At 38.1% G+C, this 14843-nt stretch carries 13 protein-coding genes; 7 read left to right on the top strand and 6 right to left on the bottom strand.

Going from position 1 to position 14843, the window contains the following annotated elements; genetic code table 11:
• Positions 1-283: 283 nt before the first annotated feature.
• Positions 284-1390 carry a nickel-binding protein gene (locus Q0X89_RS05800; protein ID WP_297692054.1) on the bottom strand — a complete coding sequence of 369 codons (1107 nt, stop codon included), beginning with the start codon at positions 1388-1390 and terminating at the stop codon, positions 284-286.
• A 197-nt stretch (positions 1391-1587) separates the two neighbouring features.
• Here Q0X89_RS05800 and Q0X89_RS05795 point away from each other — a divergent pair, with 197 nt between their 5' ends.
• Positions 1588-2187: a pseudouridine synthase gene (locus Q0X89_RS05795; RefSeq protein WP_297692052.1), complete on the top strand. Its 600-nt coding sequence runs from the start codon at positions 1588-1590 to the stop codon at positions 2185-2187.
• Between the two features lie 573 nt (positions 2188-2760).
• Here Q0X89_RS05795 and Q0X89_RS05790 read toward each other — a convergent pair.
• Positions 2761-3216, bottom strand: a complete 456-nt coding sequence (locus tag Q0X89_RS05790; RefSeq protein ID WP_297692050.1) for a cold-shock protein — start codon at positions 3214-3216, stop codon at positions 2761-2763.
• Between the two features lie 394 nt (positions 3217-3610).
• Between Q0X89_RS05790 and Q0X89_RS05785 the strand changes: the two genes are divergently transcribed.
• The 5 genes from Q0X89_RS05785 (at position 3611) to Q0X89_RS05765 (ending at position 7903) form a co-directional block, all read left to right on the top strand.
• A complete protein-coding gene (locus tag Q0X89_RS05785; protein ID WP_297692048.1) occupies positions 3611-4423 on the top strand; it encodes a DUF1080 domain-containing protein in 813 nt (270 codons plus the stop codon).
• A gap of 6 nt (positions 4424-4429) precedes the next feature.
• Positions 4430-5116, top strand: coding sequence for an orotidine 5'-phosphate decarboxylase / HUMPS family protein (locus Q0X89_RS05780; RefSeq protein WP_297692046.1), 687 nt, complete (start codon positions 4430-4432; stop codon positions 5114-5116).
• Positions 5117-5158: 42 nt separating this feature from the next.
• The gene (locus Q0X89_RS05775) at positions 5159-6184 is read left to right on the top strand and encodes a zinc-binding dehydrogenase (RefSeq protein WP_297692044.1); all 1026 of its coding nucleotides are present in this window, start codon (positions 5159-5161) and stop codon (positions 6182-6184) included.
• Between the two features lie 6 nt (positions 6185-6190).
• Positions 6191-6988 carry an SDR family oxidoreductase gene (locus tag Q0X89_RS05770; RefSeq protein ID WP_297692042.1) on the top strand — a complete coding sequence of 266 codons (798 nt, stop codon included), beginning with the start codon at positions 6191-6193 and terminating at the stop codon, positions 6986-6988.
• Positions 6989-7069: 81 nt separating this feature from the next.
• Positions 7070-7903 carry a sugar phosphate isomerase/epimerase gene (locus tag Q0X89_RS05765; RefSeq protein ID WP_297692040.1) on the top strand — a complete coding sequence of 278 codons (834 nt, stop codon included), beginning with the start codon at positions 7070-7072 and terminating at the stop codon, positions 7901-7903.
• Positions 7904-7957: 54 nt separating this feature from the next.
• On the opposite strand, the gene lpxD is transcribed toward Q0X89_RS05765, so the two are convergent.
• The 4 genes from lpxD to Q0X89_RS05745 all read right to left on the bottom strand — a co-directional run bounded on the left by lpxD (position 7958) and on the right by Q0X89_RS05745 (position 12412).
• Entirely contained in the window at positions 7958-8947 is a 990-nt protein-coding gene (lpxD, locus tag Q0X89_RS05760) for a UDP-3-O-(3-hydroxymyristoyl)glucosamine N-acyltransferase (RefSeq protein WP_297692038.1), read from the bottom strand.
• A 132-nt stretch (positions 8948-9079) separates the two neighbouring features.
• Complete coding sequence (locus Q0X89_RS05755; RefSeq protein WP_297692036.1) at positions 9080-10117, bottom strand: zinc-dependent alcohol dehydrogenase family protein; 1038 nt, start codon at positions 10115-10117, stop codon at positions 9080-9082.
• A gap of 185 nt (positions 10118-10302) precedes the next feature.
• The gene (locus Q0X89_RS05750; protein WP_297692034.1) at positions 10303-11172 is read right to left on the bottom strand and encodes a DUF4382 domain-containing protein; all 870 of its coding nucleotides are present in this window, start codon (positions 11170-11172) and stop codon (positions 10303-10305) included.
• Between the two features lie 313 nt (positions 11173-11485).
• The gene (locus tag Q0X89_RS05745) at positions 11486-12412 is read right to left on the bottom strand and encodes a nuclear transport factor 2 family protein (RefSeq protein ID WP_297692032.1); all 927 of its coding nucleotides are present in this window, start codon (positions 12410-12412) and stop codon (positions 11486-11488) included.
• 230 nt (positions 12413-12642) lie between these two features.
• Between Q0X89_RS05745 and Q0X89_RS05740 the strand changes: the two genes are divergently transcribed.
• Positions 12643-14835: an amino acid permease gene (locus tag Q0X89_RS05740; RefSeq protein WP_297692029.1), complete on the top strand. Its 2193-nt coding sequence runs from the start codon at positions 12643-12645 to the stop codon at positions 14833-14835.
• Positions 14836-14843 lie beyond the last annotated feature (8 nt).

Below are 14843 nucleotides of genomic sequence, written 5' to 3'. Positions count from 1 at the left end.
TGCTGAATGATTTTTCCTCTTAGTTGAGATCTGAAATCTTCTATTGCAGAGCCATTTAGATCATTTATTGTTTGTTCTTTTTCTACTGTATGTGACATTATTTTAGTTATTAATTGGTTGATATATTACTTTAATAGCGTATCCTTTTAATGAACAGTAAGGGGGAAGAAATGATAACGGTAATTGGATTTATTGTAAAGTTATATAGACCAAAGTAGGCGGATAGCTACTTTTAATTCAAAAAATTACAATTTTAATTCAGGCCTATTCTTTGGCGAAAATTTTAACTCTGATACATTTGGGCATATTTTGAAGGCAAGATCCCAAACTTATCAAAAAAGGATTTTGAAAAATAAGCAGGACTATTAAACCCACTTTCAAAGGCAATCTCAGAAATATTCCCTTTTTGGTCATGGATAAGCTCCAGCGCCTTATTTAATCTGTATTCTCTAATAAATGTGATCGGTGATTTACCGGTAAGCTTTTTAATTTTTCTATATAATTGTGATTTACTGTGTCCGAGTTCTTTACTAAGCCTGAAAATATTAAAATTTGATTTGTTCCAATTGTGCTCACAAAATTGAACCAAATTAGTAACCAATGACACCTCTTTAGGAGTCAAAGTTCTGATTAATTTATCATCAATGACCGCATTTCGGTTTTCATTTTCATATAAGGACTTTACGGAAGGGGAAATAATAATTTGTCCATGGATTAGTTCGCACATTTGCGTTGCCAGTGAAATAGATTCTGAAAAAAGACCATCCTTTTCCGTTACCGGTGAGCCTGTACACAGGCCTATATTTAAACGCTGATTATCCCTTTCCAGTTTAGGGTAACTATACTTAAAACTATCCTGGATCTTTAAGGCGCACAGTACCGCATTGGTTACAGATCGAAAAGAAATTAAATATGACTTGTCATTTTCCCTAACTATACTTCCTTCAAAATGCTTTACGGATTTCGCAACACTACGATGGAATTTTTGCGTAAACATGCTTAGCTGATGCGTATCCAACCTGTGAAGATAATCTGAAGATTCTATAACCATGATTACTCTAAAAGCCGGATCATCAATAATACTTAAGTCTTCATTTTCGTCCTTTTTCGAATCTTCAATACGTCCGAGGAAAGATTCCACCAGATGTGGATCTACTTCAATGATATCATGGGGAAATTCGCCATGTGCATGATTGTGCATGTTTTGAATTGCCTCCCTGTTGGGTGCTTCTATTAAACAGAAAGCAGTATGACGTTTCGTATCACACCAATATGTCATTCCCTTACACCCATACAAATGCTCTACTTTAAGATCTTCCTGGTGCATCAAAGCAACATGTTCTGCGGTGATTTCTGCGGGGATATCATGTCGATCCATGTATATGGGCATAGGCTTTGTTTTCTTACAATTTAAGAAAAATAATTAAATTTTGCTGATTTATTTATACACACAACCTAACCTTAATTATAGAAAGATTTGGGTGGTTTTAGTATAACTGCACTTACTTTAAGCAATTTACTTATTAGAACGATTAATGAGCAAATAATGGACAGTGTATAAAAGACTTTGGTAACTTGCCAACTCGAATGGATACCAGATCACTTCACTTTAAACTTTATAAACCCTGTGGCATAATAAGTCAGCTTATTTCAAAAAATCCCCGGGAGTTAAGAAAAAAGAAATTTCTAAGTGAGCTTTATAGTTTTCCTGATGGAGTAATGCCGATAGGGCGGCTCGACGAGAAATCTGAAGGTCTGCTACTTTTAACCACAGACGGTAAGTTAAGTGACACTATAAATCGTTCAGGAGTAGAAAAAGAGTATTATGCCCAGCTAGATGGAAAAATTACGGATGAGGCGATAATGCTTTTAAGTAATGGAGTTGAAATAGGTTTTGAAGGAAAACGATACAGAACCAAAGCTTGTAAGATTCATAAATTAAGTACCCTTCCAATACTTCCTGAGGCCGATAAAAAACTGCGTGTAGGAAGGCACAGGCCTACCAGCTGGATTAGTATTATACTAACGGAAGGTAAATTTAGACAGGTGCGCAAAATGACGGCTGCGGTGGGTTTCCCAACCCTTCGCCTTGTTAGGATGCGCATAGGAGAAATAACTTTAGAAAATTTGTTGTCCGGGGAAGTAAAACCGATGAAAAATCTTACTGCCAAATGCAAACACTATTAGCATATAGCCTCTCATGATTCATTGAATTAAATTATGAAGTTTCGTCATTACGTATTACTTTTTTTGTAGAATGTCGTCTGCTCATACTCCATCCATAACCCATATGGTAATTTAATGTCCGTTTAATGTAATTCATGTCTAGTGTTCTCATGATGATTGTTTTTAATTGATGTATACTTAACAGACGACAGCAACTAACTTTTGTTACAAAATGAAATGGCAAACCTTGAAGTTTAATTTGGAATTAATTGAGACTTTAATTTAGTTGTCACAAATCATCAGAAGAGCGTTGTTGTTCTGTTTAGAACAAAAAATATCTTGAGGAAAGAACATCCAATTCCCCTGCAAATTAATTGATTAATAGTTACGATTATTTTATTCCCAGGATTCTTTTGAACATGCGAACCTCACATTTATAGAACTTGCAGAAAGACGCTATTAATTTTGAATACTTGTTGTCTGATTTCATTTCGTTTTGATTTAACCATTTACCTATTAGTAAAGGAAAACATCAAAAAATCACAACTAATTAAAAATAATTGAGAATTGGGAATTTTTTGAGCAAGATTGCAGTTAAATTTTCTTTACACGAACAGCATTAAGACCTTTCATGCCCTTTTCCAGTTCAAAGGAAACCTTATCATTTTCAACAATCTCATCAATTAAACCGCTGACATGGCAGAAGTATTTTTCATTGTTTTCAGAATCAATGATAAAACCAAACCCCTTAGAGGTGTCAAAGAATGAAACTTTCCCTTTTCTTACAGGATCTACCTCCTCTATATCTCCCTCTTCCTTTTTTGGGATACCAAGGATAATATCTTCAGCATCAATTTCAACTTTCATTGAAGGATCGGGAGGAGTATCAGTTAAATTTCCATTGTGATCGACATATGCAAATTCAATACCACCACCTTTTTCCTTGGCAGCTGCCTTGCGTGCTTCCTTTTTCTTTTTCTTGTCCTCACGCTTTTTTAAGCGCTTTTTTTCTTTTTCACCTTTACTATAGGTCTGTTGCGATCTTGCCATTAAAATGTTTTATTTGGATATTATAGTTTAGTTTAAAAAGAAACGCGATTAAGAAATGTGCGCTTGGAAAAGTAAGTGTGGAACTGTGAATCCTGCAAAAAAATTAGCCAGAGCGATGGTAACTATAGGTCGGTGGTCATCTCATTAAACTACTACAAAGATAACACCTAGCATGTTAATTTACAATTAAAAGGTCTGGAAAGCTTTATTTTGCAACCGCTCTGAACAATATTCCCAATAAAATTTATGGACATATCATAAACACCTTGTTATTTGAACAAGGATGCCAATTTTCTTTTGTAAATGCGTATTTTTAAGTACCGCTATTAATCAATATGGTTTTAATTTTCAATATCAAATTAGTAAATATCTTAAGCTATTTAAGCCTATGAGTATGAGATTCAAAAGAATAGAACGAATTCCATTAGGTATAATTTTTTATGCTTTTTTGATTTTGTGTTTCAATTCCTGTAGAGATAAAAAACACCAGATTGCTAATGAGAAATCTGATATAACTCATAAAGCGAACGAGGGTTTTGTACAAATTTTTAATGGATCAACCTTAGATGGCTGGGAAGGTGACCCCGGATACTGGCATGTCTCCAATGGTGTTCTGATTGGTGAAGTTACACCGGAAAGACCTTTGAAAAGCAACACCTTTATTATTTGGCAGGGTAGTCAACCTGCGGACTTTGAATTAAAATTGGAATTTCGCATTACTGAAACAGGAAACAGCGGTATAAATTATCGCAGTGAACGCATAGACACAATTCCTTTCGCTCTAAAAGGATATCAGGCAGATATTGACGGAAAGAATACCTATACCGGCCAAAATTATGAGGAAAGAAAACGAACTACTCTTGCATACAGAGGAGAAAATACGATTATTAGATCGCAGGAAAAATCATTTGAGCCCGGTTCATTGCGGGCCAATGTAAAAAATAATGCATGGAAGCACAGGGAGGTAGTATCTTCTCTCGGGAACTCCGACAGTCTTAAATCTAAGATTAGACCAGAAGACTGGAATAGCTGCCATTTAATAGTTAAAGACAATCATTTACAACACTATATAAATGATGTATTAATGAGTGAGGTAAAGGATCTGGATTCAGTTAACCGGAAATATTCTGGCTTCCTGGGTTTGCAGGTTCATGTAGGCCCACCTATGAAGGTTGAATACAGAAATATAAAACTAAAGGAATACTAAGCAGTTATGAAACCAATTGTCCAAATATCTTTAGATCTCACAAATATTGATGAGGCTCTGGAAACTGCTGCCCTGGCTATGCGGGCAGGGGTGGATTGGTTGGAAGCAGGTACTCCCCTGCTCTTGGCTGAAGGTTTACATGGGGTTAGAAAATTACGTGAAAGCTTTCCGGCTGTACCTATTGTTGCAGACCTGAAAACTATGGATGGTGGTTATCTGGAAGCCGAAATGATGGCTAAAGCAGGGGCAACTCATGTAGTAGTAATGGCCAGGGCCCATGAAGAAACTATTAAGGTAGTCGTTGAGGCAGGAAAAGATTTTGGAGTAGCAGTTATGGGTGATAACCTTGGTTGTCCGGATATGGTAGCCGCTGCCAAAAGACTTGAAGAACTGGGTTGTGATTATGTTATACACCACATAGGTTATGATGAACGCCGGGGTATAGCTTCTCAGGGATTTACTATGCCAAGTCCGCTTGATCAGTTGCGGGAAGTAGTAGAAGCTGTAAATATTCCGGTACAGGCGGTAGGCGGTTTATCGCTGGAACAGGCAATTAGATGCCCGGAATACGGTGCGCCACTGGTTGTTTTGGGAGCTCCCTTAACCATTGATGCCGATTCTTTTAAGACTGCTGATGGTGATCTTGAAACCTCATTAAGATTAATATGCAATCGAATACATGCATATAAATAATTCACATAATCTGCCTAGAATTATAGATAAAATAATAACTATATGAACTCTATTGCCGTCGTAAATTTTGCTCCTAAAAAAGGTAGTGTAGAAATCAGAGATATAAAAAGGCCAACCATAAGCGAAGACGAAGTTCTTCTGGAAGTGGCTAGTGTAGGTGTTTGCGGAAGTGATTTGCATCAGTGGACTGCAGATCATAGCTGGCCCGTAAATTATCCCGTAGTGCTTGGGCATGAGTTTGGTGGCCATATTGCTGAAATTGGTAAAAGAGTTGAAACTTGGAAAGAAGGTGATGCGGTGGTGAGTGAAACAGCTGCTGTAATAAATGCCCAAAGTCCGCTGTCGAGACAGGGCCTCTATAATCTGGATCCTGAACGAAAGGGATTTGGATATGGCGTTAACGGGGCAATGACACGATTTGTTAAGGTTCCGGCTAGATGCCTTCATAGCATACCTGAAAGTCTTTCTTTTGAGCAGGCCTGCTTAACGGAACCCTGTTCGGTTGCTTATAATGCTGTAGTGCTTAACTCAAAAATACGGCCAGGTGACCGAGTAATTGTATTGGGTCCGGGAACCATTGGAATATTATGTGCCGCCATGGCTCAATTATGTGGTGCGCATGTAGCTCTTGTCGGTCTTAAAAAAGACGCAGAGAGATTATCTGTAGCAAAGCAATACGGCTTCGATATAATTGTAGATGATGCTACCCAATGGTCACTTGAACAAGATGGTCTTGGGGCCGATTGTGTTATTGATGCAACAGGGGTAAGTGAAACCTTGAAATTGGCTTTAAAATGGGTAAGGCCAAATGGGCATATAACCAAAGTTGGCTGGGGTCCAAAACCGTTTAATCACACGCTGGATCCACTTGTACAAAAAAACGTCACCTTGCAAGGCAGTTTTAGCCATAACTGGACCATTTGGGAAAAAGTACTTTCCTTGCTGGCAGCAGGCCGATTGGATGTAAGACCAATAATTGGAGGCGTATGGCCTTTAGAACAATGGAACGAAGCGTTTGAAGCTATGCATTCCGGAAAAGTGGTAAAGAGTATTTTGAAACCTAATTAAAATCATATGCGCTTAAAGAACAAAGTAGTTTTAATTACCGGCGGTTATACCGGCATAGGACAGGCCATTGCCAGGTCATGTGTAGAAGAAGGGGCACAAGTAGTTGTGAATGGTTTACGTGACGAAAAAGGGAAATCGTTAGTGGATGAATTGGGAAGTGCTACATCTATTGCAGTTACCATGGATATAACACAGGAAGGAGTTCCGGAACTTTTGGTTGAAGAAGCCCTTAAACGCTTTGGCAAACTTGATGCTGTGGTTAATAATGCAGCAATGATCGTTTCCTCAAATATAGATACTACAAGCCTTTCATTTATGAGAAAAATGTTGGCCATTAATACACTGGCTCCCTTTGCAATAATACAGGCAGCCTTACCATTTCTAAAAGAAACTAAGGGCTGTGTAGTAAATATTGGGTCTATTAACTCCTGGAGTGGAGAACCTAATTTATTGGCGTATAGCATATCTAAAGGGGCGTTAATGACATTAAGCAGGAATCTGGGGGATAGCTTATTCCGTGATTACGGGATACGTGTAAATCAGATTAATCCTGGATGGGTATTGACCGAAAACGAAAAAATAAACCAAAAACAACAGGGGATGAATGATGATTGGTATAAGGAATTACCAGATTTGTTTGCACCGGCCCAGCGTATTTTTGAGCCAAAAGAGATTGCATCCGGAGCTGTATACCTTATATCTGATGAATGTGGCCCTGTAAGCGGTCAGGTCTTGGAGCTCGAACAATTTCCTATGATAGGGCGAAATCTGCCAAAGAATTGGAGCGGATTTCAAGCTAAATAAACCATAAAAACGAAACTAAAAGTGCCAAAATTAGCTGTCTTTCCCAAAGCATATATGCAAGATCTTTGTAAAACGGGAGCGATGAAGGTAACTGAGTGGATTGATTTAGCTTCTACTTTGCAAGTTGATGGTTTGGAATGGTATGCAGGTTTCCTGGAAATGGCAGATAGTTCTAATTGGAGTGTGTTTAGAAAAAGAGTAGAAGATCAGGGAAAAGAGATACCGATGCTATGTTGCTCGCCGGATTTCACGCATCCCGATAAATCATTCAGGCAGAACGAAATCAAAAAACAAAAATACTGGATTGACATGACCAAAGCCCTGGGAGGATCTTATTGCCGGGTCCTTTCCGGCCAAAAACGTCCTCAGCTTTCAATTGAAGAGGGTATTGAGTTGGCTGCAGAATCTATAAAAGCGTGTTTGCCCTATGCCAGCGATCTGGGAATTACGTTGATTTTAGAAAACCATTATAAAGACGATTTTTGGGCTTATCCCGAATTCGCTCAGAAAATGGATGTTTTTTGCAAACTTGTGTCTTATATAGATCACCCAAATTTTGGAGTTAATTATGATCCAAGTAATGCCCATTTAGCTGGCGAGGATCCCTTGGAATTATTGAGAAGAGTTTCCTCCAGGGTAGTGACAATGCACGCCAGTGATCGGTATCTCGTTGAAGGAACCCTGGATGATCTGCGAAAGGAAGAAGACGGCGTTTTGGGTTATGCCAAGAGACTTCGGCATGGAGAGATTGGCAAAGGGTTAAATGACTATGATGCCATTTTTACAGAGTTGAAAAAAGAAAATTTTGATGGATGGATCAGTATCGAAGACGGTGTTGACGGAATGGATCAGTTGCAAAGAAGCGTAACTTTTCTTCGAAAAAAGATTTCAATGTATTGGCCTGAATATAAATAAATTAATATTTTATATTTAAAGTATTTATTTAGGTATTAAAATTGACTTAATATTTTATTTTACCAACTTACGGGTAGCAACCCATTCCTTAAGCTTCTCCCGGGCATCTGCAGCGGGATAGCCCAATACTGTTTTTCCTGCCGGTACATCGGCCAAAACTCCAGAACCAGCACCTACAGTAGCTCCTGAATGAATAGTGGTATGATCTTTTATGGAAGCACTGCCGCCAATAACTACTCCGTCGCCCAGGGTAACAGATCCGGCAAGTCCACTGGCTCCAGCCATAATACAGGAACGACCTAAGACGCAATTATGCGCAATCTGTACCTGGTTATCAATTTTACAACCATCACCTATTATAGTTGAACTGAATTTTGCACGGTCAACCGATGTATTTGCACCAATTTCCACGTCATTACCAATGACTACATTTCCTATATGTGGAATTTTTACTAGCCCTCGTCCATCTTCTCGCGGACGATATCCAAAACCATCACCACCAATACTCACATTGTTTTGAAAAATACAGTATGCCCCTATCTCAGTACGCTCACGAATTACCGTCCCAGACCAAATAATGGTGTGAGCACCTATTGTAGTCTCATCTAAAATTGTAACATTTGGGTATATGGTTACTGCTGCACCCAAAACAACATCTTTTCCTATATAGCACCCTGCTCCTATTTTACATCCTTCCCCTATTGTGGCTGTTTCATGTATTACTGCAGTAGGATGTATATCATTATCAAAATGCGGTGGTTCTTTAATAAAAACCTCCAATAGCTTAGCCATGGCCAAATCGGCATTTTTTACCTTTATCAGAGCTCTGTTGTCACCAGGTTCTGCTTTTAAACCTTCATTAATTATTGCGGCGGCTGCCTTGGAATTTTCCCATTTCTGTGTATATTTTCTACTCCCAATGAAGGTAACCTGGGAACTATTGGCTTTGTCAATTTCTTCTAAACCCAAAATCCTTTGGTCTGTATTTCCTACGAGTTCTCCCCCCAGAATTTCATTAATTTCCTGAATTGTGAATGATTTCATATGTTATAGCTCTTAGTTGTTTAGGTGGTGATTACCAGCTTTAGCAAAGATAGAATTTATATTATGAGGATTTATATTAATGCATTTTACATCTAAATAAATTTCTTTGGCTAATATGTCCTGTAAAAAGTTTTAAAAAGAGTTGATAACAGTAATACCTGCAGAATTGGTTAGGTTCATTACCGGCAAGTGAACTGGTACTTCTTCCAGGGAAATTGTTTTTGTGATCATTGTTCCTAAATTAATTCCCGTAGATTTAATAAAATTGAACATTTCCCCGTATTTATGGGATTGCATTCCATGACTTCCGAGGATTTCCAACTCATTGGCCACAACCAGTGACATAGGTATTGGAGGAGTTGCATGTGATGATGTCATTAGGCCAATTTGAATATGCTTACCTCGTTTCCTAAGCCCCCATATTGAATTAAGGCAGGTTGTTGTATGCCCCAAAGCGTCTATGGAGACGTGGACACCGCCCCCGCTTAGTTCTTTTAAAGACTGCACAACATTATTTTTGCTGGCATTAATGGTATAGTCGGCTCCCAGGTCACTGGCCAGTTTACATTTCTCATCACTTATATCAATAGCAAAAACTTTTGCCCCAATACCCTTTGCAATTTGAATAGCGGAAAGCCCTACTCCACCACATCCATGAACCGCAATGAATTGATCTGATGACAACTTGCCCTGTTCTCTTACTCCGCGGTATGCCGTAATAAACCTGCAACCTAATCCGGCAGCTTCAACGAAATTCATATCGCCAGGTAGCTCTGCCAGGTTTTCATCAGCGTAATCAATGGCGACATATTCGGCAAAAGAACCCCATGCAGTAAAGCCTGGTTGAAACTGATAGTCACATACTTGCTGATTACCTTCCAGGCAATATGTACAGGCTCCACAACCACAAACAAACGGAACTGTAACCCGCTGGCCTTCAATCCAATTTTTAACCTTCTTGCCTACTGCAACTATTTTGCCGGCTAGCTCATGTCCCGGAACATGAGGCAGTACTATATCCTGGTCATGCCCCATCCAACCATGCCAGTCACTAAGACATAAGCCGCTCGCTGCAACTTTGATAACCACACCAAACTCAGTTGGATTGGGATCCTCTACACCGGTTATTGATATTGGCCCCTGAAAGTCATTATATATTGCTGCCTTCATATTATGAATATAATAAAACCATGAATCCTTAATCCATGGTATCAATGCCTTTGGCTACCTAAAATAATGATTTTTATCAACTAAGATTAATGGAATTCCGAAACTGAAGTATTCAATTCGCCCGGTATGTTCAATAAAAAAGGCGGAATATCACTATTCCGCCTTTCGGACTTAACCACTGTTCCTTATGGCACAGGAACCAAATCAAAGTCTTGAATTGTTTTATTCCCCGCCACAATAGTTACTTCTTCTGCTGTTTGTGCTTCATAGCCTTCTAGTTCTACCATAACATCATATGAACCGGCAACAAGACCCATTATGGTATAGTTGCCACTTTCATCCGTAAAAGTTGATGTATTTAAAGTATCTGCCGCGAATACAGATACCGTTGCACCTTCCAAACCAATTGGTTCCTCATTTTCGATAGTTGAAACCAATCCGGATAGTGTGCCTGCAGTAGTTAAGTTACAGGCCTTAATTACAGGTTTAAAATTAAAGCCAGTAATCCCTGCGATATTTTTCAGATTGCCTTTAGGGATAAAAGACCTGCTTACGTCAAAGTCCAGAAGTAAATCCGAACTTAATTCTCCACCCACGAAAAGCGAAGGTTTAATAAACACCTTAATGCCGGTTTGCTCTCCACTTGGTACTTTTAAGTTGAAGGTGCTACCATTAGTTAAAACAACATTAACTCCTTTCACATATATACGGATAAGATCATAGGAACCGGTAGGAACATCCATATCTACCAATGTTTCAGTAATTCCATTGGTTAGATCTATAAGATTTACATCCCTTTCTTCTTCCATTAAAACAATAAAAGATTTGTTCTCATCTTCATCATTCTCTTCACCTTCCATTGAATCACCCTTATAGCGCGCATCTATTTTATAAATGGTAACATTGGCCTCTGAAATTAGCTCATAGGGAAATGGAGCATCCGTTAATTGCACCGTAAGTCTGCCTGTATCAGACGCTGTGTTCAGGTCTTCAGAACAAGCTGAAAAAAACAATAATGCCAGAATTATAATAGGAAATAAAAGTTTAATTTTCATAGGGGATTAGTTTTAAATAAAAGAATAATTCTACTTATTTTATCGAAATTAAAAATTCAAATTGAGAGGGCTAATTTCCTGATTTTAAATGTAAGAATGGCATTTTTTTTCAATTTTTCGATATAATACATCTTTCTATCAGTAGTTTTAGGCCAGATTATAATGATAATAAAGCAATACTCATTGTTCTGTATATCAATGTTTTAAATCATTATATTAATCAGATATTTTCGAGAAATTCACCCTCAAGCCAGATAATAACAAAAAAGAGCGCTGATAGCGCTCTTTTAAGGTTTATTTTAGGAAGGTAAATTTACTTTGTGTCCAAAACTTTGGTGCTTATATAAGAACTAGACCTTATAATCTTTCCTTCTTCATCAAAGTCATGAATATATAAGGCGGGGAGAATAATTTTCTTGTCGTCGGCTTTTCTGGTCATTCGAAATTTCCACCAGGATTGCACTGTCCTGCCATCACGAAGATCATATTCAAGATAATCCGGATAACCTACAACGTCAATACTGGTTATTTCAAAATCTTCCATGATTTTACTATTTCTTTCTTTTACTTCCTCAAGACTCATGGATTCACCAACGGGCATCTCTAAAGAATTAAAACTTGCATCTTCCTTAAAGAAACTATAGGCCGTTTCGAGGTCCATATTCTCAAACGCGTTCATCATCTTTCTTACCGTATTGATATTGTCGTGATGGTTGTATATAGTGCCATTTTTTCTGTCTTCAAAGCTTTGTCCAATTTCCCAGAAAACACGTTCATTATAATAGTTGATCATGGTTTCTATTTTATTATCGTCATTCAACTTAAATAATCTGTGTGTTGGCATATCAATTTTTACTCCGGTTTCATTATGCATGGCTTTTAAGTGATTCCAGGTCTGTACCCATACTCCGCTTTCCTTATATTCTATGGCATCTGGGTAAGCACCTTTGGTGGGCTTGAATGAAACATAGGACAGGTTTTCTTTCCAAAAATTAGATTGGTTTATAAGCTGTTGTTTGGAATTGCCCTTTGCATCTTTATTTGTGCCAGTGCCATTGTAGGATTTGAAATCATCTGCCAGGTATGTAGCCAATTTCACGGTATCTCCGGCAAAGAAAGCGTCAAGCATGGCCTTGACAACATCAATGGCCGGATGCTCATTAAATACTTTACCGTTGTTTTTTTGAGAGTAACCCATAACTGCAAAAAGCATTAGGGCAGTAAAAAATACATTTTTCATATTTGAAATTTAAATGGTTATGGATGCGAATAACTATAATCCGATAAGAAGTGCCAAGACCAACAGTACGAACATGGCTATTTATTGTCCGAATGTGCTGTTTTACTGATCCAAAGTAAAAATCAATCCTGATTTATGATATTTTAATAAGATATCCCCATGGTAATATTTGTTTATAATTACAACATAATTGTTATCTTCTACCGAATTTAAGGATCACATACTGTTTTATGGAATCGCAACCAACCAACGGTAAGAAATTTGGGACTTTTGCAGGTGTATTTACCCCGACTCTTTTAACAATTCTCGGTGTAATTATGTACCTGAGAATGGGTTGGGTAGTCGGTAATGCAGGACTTCTGGGTGCATGGTTAATTATTATTGTTTCTTTTCTTATTACCCTTACCACGGCCTTATCCATGTCGGCAATTACGACCAATATCCGTATTGGGGCAGGTGGCGCATATGCTATAATTTCACAGGCGCTGGGTCTCGAAGTCGGTGGTAGCCTTGGAATTCCAAGATATGTTTCTCAGGGACTGGCAGTTACCATGTATATTTTTGGATTTAGAGAAGGCTGGCTGGGGATTTTTCCTAATCATATTCCTTTTTTAGTTGATATTATTGTGTTTGGTATTTTAATAACCATTGCGTATATCAGCGCTGACCTTGCTATTAAAACCCAATTCATTATAATGGGTATTATCATTCTTTCGCTAATATCCATTGTAATTGCTGCATATTATGGATCAATGACTATCCCAGCGGAAGATGCTATCCGATGGGGAAATTTTAAAGGCTCTCCGGAAAATGAATTTAGTGGTAGTGCTTTCTGGATAGTATTTGCTGTATTCTTTCCCGCTTCAACAGGCATAATGGCAGGGGCCAACATGTCCGGAGAATTAAAAAACCCCAATAAAAGTATCCCTGTAGGTACTTTATGGGCAATTGGGATAAGTTTTATAATCTATATGGCGCTTGCCTTTTGGTTGGCTCGTTCTGCCACTGAGCAGGAACTTATTGCCAACTATAATATTATAATTGATAAGTCCTATTTTGGACCCCTGGTGATTGCGGGAATATTGGGTGCCACCTTCTCTTCTGCCCTGGCATCTCTTGTGGGTTCCTCCAGAATTCTTTTTGCAATGGGAGAACATCGCGTATTACCTTATAGTAAGTTCCTTGCGGGTCAGAGTGCCAACGGTCAACCAAGGAACGCAATGATAGTGACGGGGATTATGATTTTTATTACCATGTTGCTGCGTGACCTAAACGCAGTTGCTCCCTTGGTAACTCTTTTCTTTCTTATCACTTATGCTATGATAAATATTGTAGTAATAATAGAACAAAATTTAGGTTTAATAAGTTACCGGCCGTTGTTTAAGATTAATAAATGGGTGCCGTATGTTGGGTTAACATCCTCGGTATTAGCCATGTTTATTATTAATCCAACGATAAGTCTCATTTCAATAAGTATCGTTTTTGTTGTGTATTGGTTTTTGTCTCGCCAACATATTGAAACACCCTTTGAGGATGTTAGGTCCGGTCTTTTTGTTTCGTTTGCAGAGTGGGCGGCAAAACATACCTGGGGCATGAAAACAATGCAACAAAGAGCTTGGAAACCAAATTTAATGGTCCCCGTAAGAGATATTACCGGTGCCAAAGGGAATTTTCAATTTTTGCGGAATATTGCCAAACCAAAAGGATCAATAAAACTGGTGGGGATTGAACCCAGGGAAGCTAATACGCAATTGGCTGAAGAAATTTCTTCACTTTCAGAAGCCTTTAGAACTAAAGATGTTTTCTCTTCCTGGACGGTAATTAATACTGATGATTTTGCAAAAGGGGTAAATTATGGCAATCAGGCTTTAAAAGGAGCATTCTTCAGACCTAATATAGTTTTTTTAAACCTTCAGCAACATGATGATTACGAAACAGAGATCAGGCCTGTTATAAAAGAATCTATCCGTTTAGAAATTGGTGTATTATTGTATTCTTCTCATCCCACCGCATTGTTAGGAAGAAGAAATATGATTAATGTTTGGGTAAGTGACAGAACTGACAATTGGGATATTGGTTGGGATATTGGTAATTTGGATCTGTCGATCTTAATTGCCTATAAACTCAAGAAAAATTGGGATGCGAGGATTCGGTTGATTATTGTTATAAAAGATGAAAAAGAAAGAGAGAATGCCCAGAATTTTCTGAATTTATTGATTAATCTGGCCCGCTTGCCAGAAACACTTACCGAAGTTCGCGTAGGAAATTTTAAGGACATGGTTGCAAATTCACCTTCGGCTGATCTAAATATTTTTGGGATGCAAGAAAACTTAAGATTTGAATTCGTTCAGGAAATGACCGTGAGCACAAATAGTTCCTGCCTCTTTGTTAAAGATTCCGGCCATGAAAGTATCCTTGCCTAATAATTATT

The organism is uncultured Eudoraea sp. (assembly GCF_947258525.1).
In the GTDB taxonomy this organism is placed as follows: Bacteria; Bacteroidota; Bacteroidia; order Flavobacteriales; family Flavobacteriaceae; genus Eudoraea.
Note: the sequence above shows the minus strand (reverse complement) of the source record. Positions and strands in the feature narration are given on the sequence as shown.

What these genes read in the sequence shown, in the direction of transcription:
- Q0X89_RS05745 (WP_297692032.1), bottom strand. Translation starts at nt 12,412, where the DNA reads ATGAAAAATGTATTTTTTACTGCCCTAATGCTTTTTGCAGTTATGGGT.
- Q0X89_RS05790 (WP_297692050.1), bottom strand. Translation starts at nt 3,216, where the DNA reads ATGGCAAGATCGCAACAGACCTATAGTAAAGGTGAAAAAGAAAAAAAG.
- Q0X89_RS05775 (WP_297692044.1), top strand. Translation starts at nt 5,159, where the DNA reads ATGAACTCTATTGCCGTCGTAAATTTTGCTCCTAAAAAAGGTAGTGTA.
- Q0X89_RS05740 (WP_297692029.1), top strand. Translation starts at nt 12,643, where the DNA reads ATGGAATCGCAACCAACCAACGGTAAGAAATTTGGGACTTTTGCAGGT.
- lpxD (WP_297692038.1), bottom strand. Translation starts at nt 8,947, where the DNA reads ATGAAATCATTCACAATTCAGGAAATTAATGAAATTCTGGGGGGAGAA.
- Q0X89_RS05765 (WP_297692040.1), top strand. Translation starts at nt 7,070, where the DNA reads ATGAAGGTAACTGAGTGGATTGATTTAGCTTCTACTTTGCAAGTTGAT.
- Q0X89_RS05750 (WP_297692034.1), bottom strand. Translation starts at nt 11,172, where the DNA reads ATGAAAATTAAACTTTTATTTCCTATTATAATTCTGGCATTATTGTTT.
- Q0X89_RS05785 (WP_297692048.1), top strand. Translation starts at nt 3,611, where the DNA reads ATGAGATTCAAAAGAATAGAACGAATTCCATTAGGTATAATTTTTTAT.
- Q0X89_RS05795 (WP_297692052.1), top strand. Translation starts at nt 1,588, where the DNA reads ATGGATACCAGATCACTTCACTTTAAACTTTATAAACCCTGTGGCATA.
- Q0X89_RS05755 (WP_297692036.1), bottom strand. Translation starts at nt 10,117, where the DNA reads ATGAAGGCAGCAATATATAATGACTTTCAGGGGCCAATATCAATAACC.
- Q0X89_RS05780 (WP_297692046.1), top strand. Translation starts at nt 4,430, where the DNA reads ATGAAACCAATTGTCCAAATATCTTTAGATCTCACAAATATTGATGAG.
- Q0X89_RS05770 (WP_297692042.1), top strand. Translation starts at nt 6,191, where the DNA reads ATGCGCTTAAAGAACAAAGTAGTTTTAATTACCGGCGGTTATACCGGC.
- Q0X89_RS05800 (WP_297692054.1), bottom strand. Translation starts at nt 1,390, where the DNA reads ATGCCCATATACATGGATCGACATGATATCCCCGCAGAAATCACCGCA.